Origin of the sequence: Selenomonas sp. FC4001, assembly GCF_000701565.1 — a bacterium.
In the GTDB taxonomy this organism is placed as follows: Bacteria; Bacillota; Negativicutes; order Selenomonadales; family Selenomonadaceae; genus Selenomonas_A; species Selenomonas_A ruminantium_B.
Genome location: NZ_JNJF01000009.1, coordinates 25,284 through 42,628, shown reverse-complemented (window position 1 = coordinate 42,628; position 17,345 = coordinate 25,284). Strand labels below are relative to the sequence as shown.

13 protein-coding genes are annotated in these 17,345 nt (G+C 51.1%); 1 reads left to right on the top strand and 12 read right to left on the bottom strand.

All coding sequences use genetic code 11. The features are described from left to right. From T320_RS03800 to T320_RS03745, 12 genes are all read right to left on the bottom strand, one after another. The gene (locus T320_RS03800; protein ID WP_037353170.1) at positions 1 to 450 is read right to left on the bottom strand and encodes an OmpH/Skp family outer membrane protein; all 450 of its coding nucleotides are present in this window, start codon (positions 448 to 450) and stop codon (positions 1 to 3) included. Positions 451 to 480: 30 nt separating this feature from the next. Beyond that, the gene (locus T320_RS03795) at positions 481 to 1,569 is read right to left on the bottom strand and encodes a hypothetical protein (protein ID WP_037353167.1); all 1,089 of its coding nucleotides are present in this window, start codon (positions 1,567 to 1,569) and stop codon (positions 481 to 483) included. Positions 1,570 to 1,664: 95 nt separating this feature from the next. Further along, positions 1,665 to 2,129 carry an OmpH/Skp family outer membrane protein gene (locus T320_RS03790; protein WP_026759493.1) on the bottom strand — a complete coding sequence of 155 codons (465 nt, stop codon included), beginning with the start codon at positions 2,127 to 2,129 and terminating at the stop codon, positions 1,665 to 1,667. A 101-nt stretch (positions 2,130 to 2,230) separates the two neighbouring features. Further along, positions 2,231 to 3,517: a hypothetical protein gene (locus T320_RS03785; protein ID WP_037353165.1), complete on the bottom strand. Its 1,287-nt coding sequence runs from the start codon at positions 3,515 to 3,517 to the stop codon at positions 2,231 to 2,233. Then, complete coding sequence (locus T320_RS03780) at positions 3,517 to 5,457, bottom strand: BamA/OMP85 family outer membrane protein (RefSeq protein ID WP_037353163.1); 1,941 nt, start codon at positions 5,455 to 5,457, stop codon at positions 3,517 to 3,519. The genes T320_RS03785 and T320_RS03780 overlap by 1 nt, the downstream gene beginning before the upstream one ends. A 23-nt stretch (positions 5,458 to 5,480) precedes the next feature. Then, positions 5,481 to 6,017, bottom strand: coding sequence for a hypothetical protein (locus T320_RS03775; RefSeq protein WP_037353161.1), 537 nt, complete (start codon positions 6,015 to 6,017; stop codon positions 5,481 to 5,483). A gap of 162 nt (positions 6,018 to 6,179) precedes the next feature. Beyond that, a complete protein-coding gene (locus tag T320_RS03770) occupies positions 6,180 to 6,818 on the bottom strand; it encodes a sigma-70 family RNA polymerase sigma factor (RefSeq protein WP_037353158.1) in 639 nt (212 codons plus the stop codon). Between the two features lie 25 nt (positions 6,819 to 6,843). Then, positions 6,844 to 11,193, bottom strand: coding sequence for a translocation/assembly module TamB domain-containing protein (locus T320_RS03765; protein ID WP_037353156.1), 4,350 nt, complete (start codon positions 11,191 to 11,193; stop codon positions 6,844 to 6,846). Positions 11,194 to 11,244: 51 nt separating this feature from the next. After that, positions 11,245 to 12,849: a TolC family protein gene (locus T320_RS03760; RefSeq protein WP_037353153.1), complete on the bottom strand. Its 1,605-nt coding sequence runs from the start codon at positions 12,847 to 12,849 to the stop codon at positions 11,245 to 11,247. Between the two features lie 12 nt (positions 12,850 to 12,861). Further along, entirely contained in the window at positions 12,862 to 14,145 is a 1,284-nt protein-coding gene (locus tag T320_RS03755; RefSeq protein ID WP_026759500.1) for an MlaD family protein, read from the bottom strand. Between the two features lie 5 nt (positions 14,146 to 14,150). Further along, positions 14,151 to 14,900, bottom strand: coding sequence for an ABC transporter ATP-binding protein (locus tag T320_RS03750; RefSeq protein WP_037353151.1), 750 nt, complete (start codon positions 14,898 to 14,900; stop codon positions 14,151 to 14,153). Between the two features lie 18 nt (positions 14,901 to 14,918). Then, positions 14,919 to 15,683, bottom strand: a complete 765-nt coding sequence (locus T320_RS03745; RefSeq protein ID WP_037353148.1) for an MlaE family ABC transporter permease — start codon at positions 15,681 to 15,683, stop codon at positions 14,919 to 14,921. A gap of 246 nt (positions 15,684 to 15,929) precedes the next feature. On the opposite strand from T320_RS03745, the gene T320_RS14925 reads away from it, so the two are divergent. After that, a complete protein-coding gene (locus T320_RS14925; protein WP_231465842.1) occupies positions 15,930 to 17,303 on the top strand; it encodes a M15 family metallopeptidase in 1,374 nt (457 codons plus the stop codon). Positions 17,304 to 17,345 lie beyond the last annotated feature (42 nt).

The window sequence follows — 17,345 nt, the reverse complement described above, 5'->3', positions numbered from 1 at the left end:
TTACTGCAACTGGGCAATGACATCATCCGTAACATCTACAGCTCCGGTAATGGCCACAGGCTGATCCGTGCTGTTGTTCACCACGGCATCCAGTTTCTTATCCTTGCTGACAGCCGCCAAAGCTACATCCATCTTCTGGCGAAGCTGCAGGGAATAGGACTGGTTCAAGCCCTGAATCTTGCGCTGACCATCCATCTGAGCCTTCTGCAAATCCTCCTGGCTCATGTTAGGATTCTCCTGCATTTTCTTCTGCAAATCCTGACTGGCCTGCGTCTGCGCTTCTTCAATCTTCTGATTGCCTTCTTCGATAAGGCTGTTTATCTGCGGAGCTTCCTTGGAAACCCGCTCACCATCTATATAGCCGATTTTCGTCTGGCCACAGCCGCTGGCCAAAGTGGCACAAAGCAGAGCCATAATCATAGCAGCTGCTGTTTTCTTGCGTAATTTCATCCTATCTTCGCTTCTTTCTTTATAAGTCAATTACAGATTTTTCATCTCTTGCACAATTTCCCCGGTCACATCCTGGGTACGTATGCCAATGGCTACACCAGCTTTGCGCAGCAAGGGATTAAACTCAGCTGCACCAGGCATAAAACTTGCCAATGTCTGGGGATGGTGCACCAAAATCAAGGTGAAGTGGTGCATAATGGCAATCTTGGCGGCTTTGCCAGCCACATCATTGAGAACATGGGCCTGCAGAGCAGCAAACTCCGTCTTTTTCTCCGCCAGAAGCTGCCGTTTTTCCAGCCGGGCCTGCACCTTTTGTGCCAGCTCCTGCTGCTTGGACAGGGCTTCGGCATTGCGTTTATCGGCCTCACTTTTGGTCTTCAGGGCAGCGGCCATTTCCTGCTCACGCAGATTGGGCAGATTTGCCTGCCACTGGGCCAGCTCAGGCCCCAGTTCCTTTTGGACATAGGCTTCAATCTCGGCCTTATAGGACTGCCAAAGCTCATACTGACGCCTTCCACGCTCTGCCTGCAGCTGACTGCGCTGCGCCAGCCAATCAGCACGCTCCTGCGCAATGCTCTCCTTGGAATCCAGCGGATTGTGCATGGACTCCTGATTGTCCAGCCGAATATTGAGATTCAGGATGGCGTTCAGGAATTCCTCATCGATGGCCTGACGTCTGGCATTAAGCTCAGCCTCGGTGCGCTGTTTATACGCCTCCCGCAGCTTTTTCGCCTTGCGCTCAAGCTCTGCCCGGCCGCCAATTACGTCCGCAGCATTTTTTTGCCAGACGGACTCCTTGAAGGTTTCTGCCAACAGCTGGGGTGGCTGCATGGTCAGCAGTTCTCCCACATCATTGGTTTCCATCTCCAGCAATTCGCACTGAGTCTGCAGGTCTGTCAGCTTCGCGTAATCGGGATGAGCCTCCAGCACCTGCTGCCAGTCAATCAGCCCCGCATCAGGAATCTCAGCGGGGCTTTCCGCCACCTGACGGGGAATGATGAATTCCCTTGCCAGCCAGGCTCCCAGCAGAACAAAGAGCAGGGCTGCTAACGCACCTGCAAGAATATGGCGGCTTCGCTGCCTCTTTTTTTCCTGCCCGTCCTTGCTTGCTTCTGCCATGGCCGACACCTCATCTTTTAAGCTTAAAAGTAGTACCGAGCATATCTTTGCTCGGTACTGCCTTTTATTATTCTAATCAGTGTAGCACCTGACTATTATTTGCTGACCTGCTTCAGTACATCCTGCGTGATGTCTACGCCACCGTAAACCACAGCGCCCTTGTCCAGAACTACGGACAGGCCCTTCTGCTCAGCAACCTTCTTCACGGATTCTTCCACGCTCTTGGTGATGGGTTCCATGAGTTCCTGGTTCTTCTGCTGCAGACGCTGCTGGGTCTGGGCATAATAGTCACGTTTTTCATTGTCGTTCATGTTGGCAGACTTTGCTTCAAAGTCCTTCTGCGCTTCCTGAACTGCCGTCTGCATTTCCGTGGAAGCAGCCTGAACCTTCGGATGCTGGCTCATAATCTGGCTGTAATCAACCACGCCCACATTGGAGCTGGCTGCACTGGCCATGTTCGGACCAAACTGCGTCAAAGCCATGGCTACAACGGAGCCTACAAAAGCCAACGCAATGAGAATGCTAACGATTTTAACCTGTTTTTTCTGCAATTTAACCATTTCAAAATCTCCTTTTCCTAATTGAGGAATTTTTCGAGTTAATAAATGCCATATACGATTGACATTATAACAAAATAACTTTTTTTATTCAAGATATTCCCTTAAAAATTACCGATAAGCCGCAGCCAATTCTGCTCATTATCCAGTACATATTCAAGGCTCACAAAATCATGCAGACGGTAGCGAAGCGCTGCTTCCCCCATGTTATCCGCTGTGCGGTACTCATACCGCAGAAGCCAGCGGGGAGCCAGCTGCTGACGAATATCATAGATGAGCTTATGCTTCCGCATATCATAGCGCAGGCCCACCAGTCTGCCGCCGCGCAAATCATGCTGCCAGCCCAGCTGCCAGTTCCATTTCATCTTTTCCGGCAGCAAATCAGCCAGCACAAAGATTTCATCCTTCGACCCCAGCATCTGTCCGGCATGCAACCGCAAAAGCAAGTTTTCGTCATTCTTATGACTCTCCTTCTCTTTGCGACCGATATCCAGCCAGCCTGACAAACGCAAACGATAGCGGCTGGTATCGGAACGGCTCATAACCTGAGTGCGTTCCGCCGGCTCAATCGCCACCTTTGTCTGCATGCTCAGAGCGCGAAAATCCTGGCGGTTATCCAGCCCTTGCGCAAAAGCCTGTTCCATCTCCTGCCGATGACGACGGATGAATCCCACAGGAACACCTACGATTTCATCGACCTGTGCCTGCATCACATCCCGCCGTGCCAACAGTGCACTGTTGGGTACTGTATCCGAACGCATGGATAAATCCACCGTCCGCACCACAGGCAACCGCGGATAAACCATCAGTTTCACCTGTGTATGCGGTTCCGGATTTACATCAAAATCCGCCCGAAACTCCGGCAAATGCTGCTCCAGATAAGCATTCAGATGTTGTTTCAGAACGCCATTTGTCCAATCTGCTGCCGCAGTGGGAAGCCCCATCATCGCATCTTCAAAGACACGTTCCACTCCTGTCAGGTCCTGCCGCACCATACTCTCTATACGAGGTGGCATTCCCTCGACAGAAGTTTCCACCTGCACGGACTGGATGACCTCCGACCAAGGAAGCAGTTCCACCTCCACCTTTGTTTCAGCAGCAGGCTGGATACGCACTTGTTTCACCGTGTACCCTACCAGCACCTTGTCAAAGACTTCGTGAATGAGTCCCGCATAACCGGCATTACCAGCCTGCACCGTAGCAATTTCCTTGCCTTCCAAAAGCTGGCTGGCAATGGCCGCCACACTATGGTTCATTCGCTCTGCCACCAAAGGCGGCAGACTGTCATGAGCCGTGGTTACCGCCACGACCCGATCCACCTTCGCCGCTTCGGCGGGAATGGCTGACAGTATGACAAGGAGTGCAATAACCGCCGTTATAGCCGGCTTCATCAGAATACGCCACCGACACTGAAGTGGACGCGGCCACCTTTGCTGCCCCGGCCATAGTCAAGACGCAGCGGCCCCAGCGGAGTGTTCAAAGCCAACCCTACACCGACACTGCCATGAATGGCACCACTCTTGGGCATAAAGTCATCAAACCAGGCACCGCCCCAGTCCGTGAAGATCGCGCCCTGCACCTTGCTGACAATGGGGAAACGATATTCCACTGTCGCCAAAACCATATGGTCACCACGGTACTGGTCATCACGATAACCGCGCAGACTGTTCTGGCCACCCACTTTGAATTGATTGAATTCCGAGATTTCACCATTACCCAGGCCATACTTGCCACGCACTGCGATTACCTGCGCATGACCCACCTTGAAGTATCGCTGGTCTTCAATCGTTGCCTTCTGGAAATTGAAATCGCCGCCCAAACCGGCCACTTCAGCCGACAGGCTGACTCGGCCACCTTCCGTGGGGTTGTAGATATTGTCACGGGTATCGGTAACATGCTCAAAGGTCACACTGCGGGTGGTGCCAAAGTTACTATTACGCCATGCCCAATTATTGCTGCGGTCTCCCATATTACCGTTTTTCGTATGACGCACATAACTGTCCGTACGATTTCTAAAAGTAATATAGTTAGTAGAATACTCACTTACAGGACGGCCCAGAGTTATTTCCCCACCAGCATACTTGCGCATGTAGCTTTCCTTCAGGTTACCATTTGTGTCATAGTCGGAGTATTCATAGGTACGGTTGTAAATGCGTAGCGTTCCCACAGTCTCTTTTTTGTCCAAATAGGGATGACGCCACGCAAAAGTGAAACCATGCGCATCCTTTGCATTACCGCTGCGTTCATAAGTAATACTCACAGCATCACCCGTGCCCCGGAAGTTGGTATCACCCACACTCACCATACCGATAACACCATCTGCGGTGCTGTAACCGGCACCGATACCAAAGGTACCCGTACGCTTTTCCTTGACATCCAGTTCCATAATCACAGCGTTGGGTTCCACGCCCGGATTCATCTTGATATTTACATCTTCAAAAAAGCCCAAATTGTAAACACGCTGCATGGAACGGCGAGCCTGCTTGGAGTTAAACGGCTGCCCTGGCTTTTGGCGCATTTCCCGCAGGATAACATAATCCTTTGTCTTGGTATTCCCCTTGACTTTATAGCCTTCCAATACGCCTTCATTGATTTTAAGCGTAAGGTTGCCGTTGTTATCAATGTTCATATCCGTAACCTTAGCCAGGATATATCCATCATTACGATACCGTTCCTTGATGGCCTGCACATTCTGCTGCAGGTTACGGCTATTCAGAATTTCTCCATTTTTGACGGAAATATACGAACGCAACTCCTCCGTCTTATATATGGTGTTACCTGTAATTTCCACGCTCTTGATAATCGGATTTTCCAGCACATGGTAGGTCACTACCACACCTTCCGGCACTTTCTGGAAAGTAGGGAATAAATCATAGAAATAGCCTGTATTATAAATGGCTTCCCGGTCTTTGTTCATGCCATTAACCGTGAACATATCCCCAGTTTTCATACTCAAGGCAGCTTTCGCCGTAGCCTCCGAAACTGCAGTAGCCCCCTCAAAAACCGTATCTACGATGGTCTGGCCTTCGTATTCCTTACTGTACTTTTCAATGGCATCTTCCTGCGGACGGTTCTTGGACCAGTCAGCCGTACGCTTATCTTCCTGCACATTTCCCTGCTGAGCCGCCGTCTCCGCATTTTTTTCCGCCGGTGCAGATGTATTCGCAGCAGCAGGCGCACTGGCCGTGCCCGCGGATTCTGCTGCCACAGCCGTGGCGGCCTGGTCGGCCGGTTTAGCAGTCACTTCTGCATGCGACACTCCCGGTACAGCAGCAAAACTGGTAGCCAGCGCTACTGCACAGGCAAGGAATCGTCTGTTTTGTTTGTTCAAAGGTCAAACCTCCCAAAATCTTCTTATTGCCGCAGGATTTTCCCTGCAGACTGCATAAGTTGTTGTTTTTCCTGATTGGGTATCTGAGGCGAAGGGGCTACAGGTGCGTCCGCCTCCACACTTGGCGCCGGAGCATTGTTCTTTTCGGGCAGCGGCGTAACAGATACCGGAGCCGGTACTTCTGCTTTTGGCTCCGCAGCTATCTGCTCAGTCTGCACTGGTATCTCCCTTAGCGGCAAACTGGGCTCCTGACTGGCAGCCGGTACATTTTCAGCCACTGGTGTTGCCGGGGCCGGCATTTCCGGCGCAGGTGGTGCTGCCGCCGGTTGCCACCAAAAGATTACGGCCAACAGCACTGCCGTTAACAAGGCCAGGCCTCTCCGCCCCCATATTTTCAGCCGGCAGCTGCGGGCACTTGGCCCCACATGAGCAAGTTCTGCCCGGGCCAGCATCAGCTTCAAATCCCCCTGCACATCATTATCCTGTGCTAAGGAATCGTCCGCCCTGCCCAGCCATTCCCGGGCCGCCCGTATGTGATTACGTTGTGTCCGTTTGTCCATACCTGCCCCTCCGACCGTAAAATTCACTAAACTCTCTTTATTTACAATCGGCTGACTGTATTTCCCTTTGACACATCATATCACGTCGATACTGACTTTCACAAGCTATTAGCATGTTATTTCGTCATTTTTCAGCTTAACTTTGCTCATTTGAAAATTATTTCACCAATACTGCATGAATCTGGACAGCATTCCCCGAATGCGCCGGATGCCTGTTTTCTGCAAGCGGTAGACATGGCTGGGACTGATATCCATAGCCTCTGCCACTGCCTGTACATCCTGACTGGCAAGATAAACATTTTCCAGCACCTCTTTTTCCCGGGCTGGCAGGCGCGCCATGGCTGTCCGGAGTTTTCCCACCAGTTCATGGTTTTCTGCCTGCTCGGCTACGGTAGGCGAGGTGTCCATCAGATTTTCCTTATAGGTGGAACCGCCCTCATCCTGCGCAGCATCCATACAGGGACTGTCCGAAGCCCCTTCCTTTTGCAGAAAGTCCAGCATCCGCCCGCGAATGCGGTGAATAGCAAAGAGACTGAAGGCGATTCCCCGCTCCGGGTCGTATCGCTCCACCGCTTCAATGAGGCCCACCGTACCTTCCTGCACCACATCCATGATATTCTGCAGGCTGCGGTAAGGCAGTGCCTGTTTGAATACCAGGGGCTGATAGGCCTCGATGAGCTGGCGGCGGGCATCTTCCTCGCCACCGGCCTTATAGGCCTGCCAGAGCTGCGCTTCTTCCTCTCTTGCCAATGGTTTTATCCGTTGTAATTCTTTTACATATTGTGCAAAACGCAGCCCCATCACCCCCTTTCTGCGCTAAGCATTGTTAAAATGTCATGCGGGCTTCCACACCAACAATGGATTTGTTGGACTCCCGCTCAAAGGTCAAGCCCCAATGGTCATTGATATCATACTGCACACCATAACGGTTGATGTCTTTACTGCCAAAACCATGCGTATAACGGAGCATAACCTTGTCTGATATATATTTTCCCATAGTTACATTAAAATCATATTTGTTTTCGGGATTTTCTTTGTCTTTTTCTGCATTATAGTTGCTAAACAGGGAACCGTTGCCCCGGGAAATGGTTAATTTATCCATATACAGGTAGTTCCGCATAAGGCCCTCTACCTCCGAGAGGAAGGTCATCTGCAGGCCCACCGCCAACAAATCGCCAGCATTCATACTGCTATTGCCATCCCGATAAGCATCCCGCAGCGTCAGCAGCTGCACAATCTGCGTCTGGCTCATGGCTGGGCTGGAAGAAAGTTTCATCTTCGCCGCCCCTAACGGCCCTCTTACCGACAGAAACACCCTGGCCCGAGCCAGTTTTGTATCGGCAAAGAAATCGATACTAGGCATAAACGAGGCTACCTGATTGAAGTTCGCGACACCTTGACGGATATTGAACTCCGTCTTCAGATAGTTGATGGTGCCCCCGCGTTTCACCTGCAGACTGCCACTCATCTTGGGATGGCTCATAATGCCCCCGGCATGGAAAGCACCGGTCAGATAAAGATCATAGAGATAGGGGCTGTAAAAATGCACCTTATCCCCCACATTAACCTGCACATCCAAAACCATTTCCGGCATTTCGCCATCACTGTCTGGAATCGTCGGCACTGACACCTGGCAATGCTTAAAATCCAGCTGGCCATAGAGCTTAGGCAGGCGATGTCCATAGAAGTCCGTATCCTTCAGGCTGAACTGTCCATTCAGCGGGCCGGTAAAGAACTTGCTGTTGATCCCAAGCTGGTCGATATTCAGCGAAAGGTCATAATGTTCCGGTTCCAAACCGTTAAAACTTACACTACCTTGTAAACGATAGGAACCACCGCCCATTTTACCAGAAAAATCTTCAACTGTCACTTTACTGCCGGCAAAATTCACCTTGACGACCATATCCGTAACCGGGTCATTCAGTTCTTTGAGCTTCACCGCCCCATTGGGAACAACAATACTGCCGTCTATCAGCGGATGGGCCAGGGAACCGTAAATTTTTACTGCGCCTTCCGTGGCCCCCAACGCCCAGTCCACTTGTTTGGATATAGTGGGCAGCAGGGACAAATCCGCATTTTCCAGACCAATCTGCAGTTGTATCTGCTCATAATCTTCCAGCCATTCATCCTTGCCTGCCGTCAGTGCCCGCAAGGGAACAATCCCTTTAGCCGCAGCCGAGCAGCTGCGCTCGCCTACCTGCTTGGCCACCTTCAGTTCAGTCAAATCAATCAGGCCATTTTTCAAATGTGCAGTTCCGGTAAGGGTATCAAAGGACGATCCCTGAACGCCTCCATTTACCACCTGCAGATTCAGATCCGCCGCTGGATTATAGGTATAACCGCCAATATTTGCCTCAATATCTGCAGCCCCAGTAACATTCTGCAGCCGCAAACCTGCCAGTCCCGTAAACATGCCAAAGTCCAGATGGCTGGCCGAAAAATGCACATCCATGGGCCCGCCAATGGTCACGGTTCCTGCTGCGGAAAAGAGGCCATTTGGGCCCTGACTGCCGCTCAGCTTGTTGATGTAAACGATATGATTCAGCAGCTGCAAATCCAAGGCCACATTGTGAACATCATAACCACCCGCAGTCCCCTGCTGAATGTCGCCATCCACCTTGACCGTAAGATTATCCGCGGTCCCACTGATATGAGCCAGCAAATCAGCCCTGCCGCTGATAACATCGGTTTTGGCATTAGCCAGTGCCGCCACAGCCGCAATATCGGCATTCTGCACCACCATATCGCCATCGAGCCTGCCGGTGTTGGTATCATACTCCAGCTCCAAATCATAAGTACCGCCATCCTGTTCAAAGCCAAAATGGTCAATCTCAAAGCTGTTGTTCATGAATTTTACCAAGCCCCGCAGGTTGGTCAGTGTCACCCCATTGAGCTCCACCGCAGGCGCATTCAGAATTCCATGAAATATGGGATTATTAATCGTGCCATCAATCTTGCCCATGAAAGTTCCATGGCCGCTGACCTCGTAAGGAAGTTTATGCTCCACCCGCTTCAAATCGATATCACTGGCCTTCACTTCCATGTCCAGCGACTGATCAGCGGTGGTAAGGTTGCCGTTCAGCACCATATCAATCATCGGGGAATACGCATGAAAATCCTGCAGGCGCAACTTGCCATTTTCCAGGAAATAGTCGCCATCCATACCGGACAACAGTACCCCCCGATAGCTGCCTCGATAAAAATGAATATAGCCGACCGCCTTAGGGTTATCTAACGTCCCCGTAAGCTGAACGACATTATCCACATTGCCGGTAATGGGCTGATCTGGCGCAATCAAAGCCGCAATATCTTCCATGCGTGCCCCCATGGTATCCAGCCGGAGATTTATGCGCTTCTCCCCAGTAAAACCCACAGAACCCTTGGCCTGCCAGACTTCCTTGCCATCCTTTTCCATGAGGAAATCATCAATACCAATGCCATCCAGGCTGCCGCTGGCGGCTATTTTCAAACTGTCATAAGGCTGCTTGAAAATCTTCCCCTGTAGGCCGGAGAACTTGATATCCACCTGCGGATTGCGCTTATCACCATGAACAGTGCCTTTGAAATCGGCTAGCCCTGACATGTCAACGCGGCTGTCAATATTTTGCAGCATGGCCAGATCAAAGTGGCCACCATAAAAGGCCAAATCCAGCTGAGCGGATTCCCGCATATCCCGAATAGAGCCTTCCAGCCCTAGACTGCTGTGGTTAGGCATCTTCACGCTTAAATAATCAATCAGCAAATCATCATCAGCCAGATAGAAAGATGTCGTTGCTTTATCGATCCGCAGTCCCTGCCAGCCAGCATTTTTCACACTGGCACTGCCATAAAGCTGCAAGGTGCTAAGGTCAGTACCGATACCATTACCGCCCACATCTGCTGACACCCGGCCGGTAATTCCCGCCAGCTGGGGCAAATACGCCGCTCCCTGGGCAGCATCAATATCATCCACTTTAAGATGGGCCGTGTAGCCCAAATTTTCCGTGGAGATTACCGCTTCACCACGAGCCTTTCCGCCCCAAACCTGAACGGAAAAATCCCGCACAAAGAGGTTCTTGTCCTGATAGCGCACATCTGCAGTCGCGCCACTAAAGGGTACATCCATGATTTTCCCCTGAGGTACTTCCACCTTGCCATCCACGCTAGGATTATTGAGCGCCCCCGTAACTTTCACTGCAAACTTTGCCGCGCCTGCATAGGGAAGATTGGTTAAAATCTTCCCGGGGTCAAAGGACTCCGAAGTCGCTTCCAGTTCCATATAGGGTGTTGTCTGCAGATGTTTGATTTTGCCATGAACATTAACCTGCTGACCTGCCGCTGAAGCATTGATGTTTAAGAGTCCCTCTTCGTTCGTGAAGGATGCATGACCGGCAATATTTTCGATTTCCGTGTCCTCTACCCGAACAGCACCAGCGGCCAGTTCCGCTTCACCGCTGAAGGAAAGATCTCCCTCCCGGCGGTAGATATGCAGCTCGGCCTCAGGAATATTGCCCCCCTTAATCTCCACATTCTCAGGGAGCAGCCCCGCGGGAATAAATGACAGATAGTTCTTTATCTCCATTCCGGACAGGCTGGCGTTGATTATCTGACGGCTATCGGAGATGGTCGCCGTTCCTTTAATGGCAGTGCCTTGATTTTCAGCAGAAAACTCAGCCTTATACACGGGATTATCTGCCAAATCCACCAGGGCATTTACCTTTTCCAGCGACAGTTCCTGTCCCCCCCGGCGCAAACTTACCCGTGCATCCGTTGCCTTGACCCGGCCCCGGAATTTTTGCGAGCTCTTTTCCTCGGTGATTAAATCCTGCACGTTCCAGCTGCCATCAGCGCGCTCGGCCAATACAGCCTGCAGCCCTTTGACCTCAACTTCAGCCACTGCTTCTGCAGGGTCCATAACCGCCGCAAGCAGGCGGCAGCTGACCTGCGCCTCGTCGGCACTGGCAATCAGCTCCGCCTGCTTGTCATAAACAGCCAGATTATGGAGTTTGATATCCCGCAGGGAATTTACTTCGATTTCCCCCACTGTCACATCTGCGCCCAGAGCCTGGGTGGCCAAGGAAGATACTTCCTCCCCGGCCCGTTCCATGAAGTTTTGCGTATGTACATAGTACCACAAGCCGCCGGCTGCTACGCAGCCTGCCGCCAATGTTCCTATTATCCATGTCTTTACCTTCATTACGTTCTCCCCAAAGGCCCATCATAGGCATTAGATTACAGTCCTTTAGTGTTATTTGGCCATTTCGCTGGCCACTGCTGCCGTACTGGCAGGCTGTTCCGTTTTCTTAGTCGGTTCGCTGACCACAGCTGTCTTTTTTTCCGTGACAGTTTTCTTTTCCGCTGCTGCCTGCTTATTGGCATCAGCAGCGTTGCGGACTTCCCGTTCAGCCTGACGCATAGCCTTGGTTTCTTCCTTGGAAGCCTTCTTGGCTTCCGGCGTCAGCTCCAATACAGGATTTGCCGTCACTTTGGCATCGTCCCGGACTTTCTTCAAGCGGTTGCCTTCCATCTGCGATGCTTTGTATTTTGCCACATCAATATCCACAGGAATACCCATAGCTTTATCCAGTGCAGCTTTGGATACATTGTATTTATACAGCGCCGTGTTGTAGTTCGTACGCGCTAAGGTCATTTTCTCCGTAGCATCCATTACATCAAGGTTGGTACCCACACCGGCGGAATAACGAACATGCGCGATTTTTAAATCTTCTTCCGCCTGGGTCACAGCCGTCTCCGTGGTGCTGATGTTCTTTTCAGCAGCCTGCAGATTCAGCAGCGCCGTGCGCACATCGAGCTGGATGGTTTCGTCCTGCGTTTTCAGTGCTTCCTGCGCTTTTACCAAGGATGCTTCGGCATTGTTCACATTGGCAGTCGTTACGCCATTATCAAAGATATTCCAGGTGGCAGTAGCGCCAAACACCCAGGTATTGCTATGGTCAGCATGGAAGGCATTCTTACCTTCAATGGCCTTGTTGGCAGAAGCCGTAACAGTCGGATACCAGCCGGCTTTGGCCGTATTGATGCCTGCCTCAGCCTGCTTCACGGCATAATAAGCAGCAGCTCCGTCCGCACGGTTGTTCAACGCATAATTCGTGCAATCATTCAGATTGAGGTTATAGGCCGGATGCTTCAGTTCTTCATCAATTTCGAGCGCCGTATCCGTCGGCAGACCAATGACATTGTTCAAAGTAGCAATGGCAATATCATAATTATTCTGCGCCGTGGTCAGCGCCTGCTGCGCATTGGCCAGGTTTACCTGGGAAGACAGCACATCCGACTTGGCCACTGTACCTACACGATACTGGGCATTTACATTGTCCAGATGTTCCTGATACGCCCTTACTGCATCTTCCTGCACCTTGATTAAGTTCTTGTAATTCAGGATATTGTAATAATCAGCCGTGGCCTGATAGCGAATGGACTGCTTGGTATTCTCCAGTGTAACATCCGCAGCATTCAGAGCATATCCAGCGGATTCAATCCCGCTGCGCAAGGAGAAGTTGTACAAGGGAATGGATGCAGAGGCACTGTTGGTAAAATAGGAATTGTCTCCGCCATGCGAAGCCTTAGCCAGCATATCATTTGCACGATTTGCCCCCGTAGACAGCGACAGCGTCACGCCGGTCTGACGGCGATACTTGGAAAGATTCCACTTGGCCACATCCACGTTAGCCAATGCAGTTTTTATACTGCGGTTGTTCTCCAACGCCATCTGCACCGCATCATTAAGATTCAACTGTACAGTATTAGCGGCCGATACAGAGCCAGCCGATACCGTCAGCAAGCCCCCCAAAATCATGACCGTCAATCTTTTATAAAAACGCTTTTTATTCATTACAACTCCTCCTTAGAAGTACTGCTTGAGGCCCACATAGGCCGCCCGCTTGTCATGTTTATTGACATTCTGCCACTGGCCCATGAGCCAGGTATTATCCATAACCCTGACCTGCGCACCTAAACGCACAGACAGGTCATTAAAATCATAAGCATCTGCTGAGAACTTGAAGTTCTTGCCTGCATAGGCATCTACCCCCACACCGGCGGCACCGCGAATGGCACCGACCCGGCCCGCAAGATTGCCCTGCCGTTTGCCCAACTGGAAGTTAATCCGATTGGTTTCTCCGATATCTTCGACCCCCATGTTGAGGAAAGGCCCCTGTTCCATGCCGATGTTAAATCCCATACTGGTATCCCAGTCACGTTTTTGACCACTGTACAGGGTTGTCACTTCCGCATGCGTCTCGATGGAGTCCAGCTGTTTCTTAACCTTCTTGGCTTTCTCCGTCAGTTCCCGGGCATTGTGGATGGTGGCCTTTACATCTTCCACCGTCTTCTCATCCCCGGCTACCTTGGCAATGCCTTCCGAGATTATCCGGATTTTTTCACTGGTCTGCGTGATATTATCCAAGGTTATGCGCAGGTTTTCCGCCGTCTGCGGGTCCGCCCCCACCGTGGCCAGATTGGCCATTATGGCTTCCACGGAATGCATCGTACGGTTCAGGCTGGCGGTCGTGAGATTAATATTGGTCAGAGTCTGATTGACATTCCCCTGATTGGTTTTGACCATGCTTTCCATAGCCCCCAGCATGCCGTTGATATGCGCAGTGGTATCCCGCAGGTTCACCACCATCTGCACAATGGAGGTCTGGAAGGCTTCATTGCCCACAATATTATTCATGCTGGTCAGAAGGTCCTGGGCCTGTATCACCACTTTGTTGATGTTCCGAAACATCTCGTCCATGCCTTCTTCTTCGCTTCCCAGCAGAAAATCCCCTTCATCCAGATAACCATCTTCGCTGTCTCCAGGGGTGATGTTGATGAATTTATCCCCCATGACACCACTGGCTCCAATTCCCACCTTGGAACCTTTGGGTATCTGTACGCCGTCATTTATCTTCATGCCCACAGTAACACCGCGGCCATCGTTCTCTATGGAGGTTACATGTCCCACAGGTACCCCGGACAATCTCACCAGGGATTGGGGTTCCACCCCCACTACCTGCTTAAAACCGGCATAGAGAGTATAGCCCTTGTTCCCGCCGAGCTGAAAACCGCTCAGCATGATAATGACCGCGGCCAAAAGTGCCAGTCCTGCCAGGGTAAAAGCTCCCACCTTTGCTTCTACGCTCATGCCCGCTATTCATCCCTTTCCGTTTTCTCTGTGTGCAGGATTTTGAAAAAGGCCTGCACCCGTTCATCCTCTATCTGTTGAAACCGGTCCACCGTATCCACGGCAATTAAGTCACCTTCGTAAACCATGGCAATCCTGTCAGCAATCCGGCAGGCACTGGCCATATCATGCGTGACCACCACGGAGGTAACCCCGAGTTTTTTCTGCATATCTACGATTAATTCATCGATTTTGGCTGTGGTAATGGGGTCCAGGCCGGAACTCGGCTCATCGTAAAAGATGATATCCGGCTCAAAGGCAATGGCCCGGGCAAGTCCCACCCTCTTTTTCATACCGCCGGAAAGTTCACTAGGAAGTTTTTTCTCCACCCCATGCAATCCTACTAAATCCAGTTTTTCCTTGATGATACGCTGGATTTTTGCTTCCGGCAGTTTCCGGTGCTCCCGCAGGCCAAAAGCTACGTTTTCCCCTACGGTCATGGAGTCAAAAAGCGCAGAATACTGAAACACCATGCCCATGTTTAAGCGCACCTTATCCATTTCTTTCTCCGAAAGATGGGTGATTTCCTGCCCGCCAATATAGATTTCCCCACTGTCAGGACGAATAAGCCCCACCAACAACTGTAAAAGCGTACTCTTGCCGGAGCCGGAACCACCGATTACCGCCAGAGTCTCTCCTTTTTTGATGGTGAGATTGATGTCCCGCAAGGCATATTTGCCATCATAGACCTTGTTTACATTCGCCAGTCGAATCATATTATCCTCCTGCCGTCCTTAGTATAGAACAAAAGTCAGCGCGGCATTTAAGATAAAAATCACGATAATTGAAGTCACCACGGTACGAGTGGTGGCTTTACCCACGCCTTCAGCACCGGCCGGACAATGCAGGCCGTAGTAACAACCCAGCACCGCAATGACATTGCCAAAAAAAATGGCTTTTATCATACCGCCAGTCAGGTCAAATACTACGGCAAAGGTGTGAATGGAATTGATATAGCTAAAGGAACTGATGCCGGAATAATACACCGCCACCAGATAACCACCGAGCACGCCGATAACATCGCCAAAAACGGTTAAAAGCGGCACGACCATCATACAGGCCAGCATGCGGGGCACAATCAGGTAATTGACGGGATTAACCGCCATAACCCGCAAGGCATCTATCTGCTCCGTGACCTTCATAGTGGAAATCTCTGCCGTAATGGCAGCTCCCACCCGCCCGGCGCAGACCACCCCCACCAGCACCGGCCCCAGTTCGCGGCCAATGGCAATGGAAATAATTCCGCCAACGGTGCTCTGGGCTCCAAAACGAATCAATATATCTGCCGTCTGCAAGGCAAACACCGCTCCGGTAAAGAGCAGAGTCAGGCTCACAATCAGCAGGGAGTCCACCCCCAAATGCGACATCTGCGCCAAAATATGACGGATGCGCGGCCGGGTAAAGAGCTCCAACATGGTATCACGATAAAGAAGCACGATGGTGCCAAAATCGGCCAATCGCGCAATAACCCAAGCGCCCAAGACCTCCAAAAATCGCATCCAGCGTGCCTCCCTTCACTCATATCTTAACCACCCTTTGATTGTAACAGGCAAAAGGCAATTAGTAAATATAAGTGTACTATTTTTTTGTCGAAATTTCAAGAGTGGGAAGTCCCAACGAGCACTGCAGGTTATATTCACATCCGATTTATGCAAAAAAGCAGGAGTACTGCTCAATATGCCGAAATAAAATAAGGTGGTTTTTTGCTAAGCCTTAAACCCGCATGAAAATAAGGAGGTTTTTTTATGTTTTTTGGAAAAGGTAGTTTTTTTAGGGGATTAATGCTGCCCCTGCTGATATTCAGCTTGCTATTTGGCAGCCTGCCCACGGTTTCGGCAGCCCCTCAGAGCAAGGTCAATCCCCACGATTCTTCCGGCTTTGTGGTGCTCTCGGATGTAGTGCCGGATATCATTCAGGAAATCCGCTACTATTCCACCTACAATTTCGTTGGTGACCGCATTGACGGCTACAATGAGCCTATCGCTCTGATGACGAAGGAAGCAGCCCAAGCACTGAAGGCTGTGTCCGACGATGTGAAAGCGCAGGGCTACCGGCTGAAAATCTATGATGCCTACCGCCCCCAACGGGCAGTCACCAATTTCGTCAAATGGGCAGAAGACCTGAATGACAAGCGCATGAAAGATTACTTCTACCCAGAAGTGGAGAAAAACCGACTCTTTGCTGAAGGTTATATCGCTGCCAAATCCGGCCACAGCCGGGGCAGCACGGTGGATTTGACTCTTTTTGACATGTCAACAGGCAAAGAGTTAGACATGGGCGGCACCTTCGACTACTTCGGCCTGCTGTCCCATCCCGATTACCGTGGCAAGCTCACGGAAAAGCAGATAAAAAACCGCATGATTCTGCGGGAGGCCATGCTGCGCCACGGTTTTAAGCCGCTGGAAGAAGAATGGTGGCACTTCACCCTGAAGGATGAGCCCTATCCCGATACCTACTTTGAATTTCCTGTGCAGCGTCTGCCGGAATCCAATCTGGCCACGAAGGCTTCGCCTGCCTGGGTAACGAATCTGCCCGCAGCCAAAACGGCTAAGCAAATGTTTGTAGTAGGCGCAGTCAGTGGCACCACCGCCTGGGTGTCCCTGCATGAAAAAGATGCCAACGGAAAGTGGCAGCAGATTATGACCACGCCGGGCTTTATTGGCAAGAATGGTTTAGGCAAGGAAAAAGAAGGCGACAACAAGACACCAGTAGGCACCTTCCGTTTCACCGCTGCCTTCGGCATTGCGCCGAATCCTGGTTCCATCATGCCCTACAAGCAGGTGGATGAAAATTTCTACTGGTCCGGAGATGCCCGTCCCGGCATGAAGTACAACGAAATGGTAGATATCCGCCAGCTGCCCGGTCTGGATAAAGACGGCAGCGAACATCTCGTGGACTACAATCCCCATTACATCTACTGCCTGAATATTGGCTACAATGAAGCCGGCACGCCGGGCAAAGGCTCTGCCATCTTCCTGCATTGCTTAGGCTCTAACAAGCCCTACACGGGTGGCTGCGTTGCCATCCCCGAGGACAAAATGCGCTTTGTGCTGCAGCATGTACGCCCCGAATGCAAAGTAATCATTGACTCCCTGACAAATTTAGGCGGCAGTCTCTGACATTTTTTCTCCACCAGTAGTAGACATGTCCACATAAAAGTG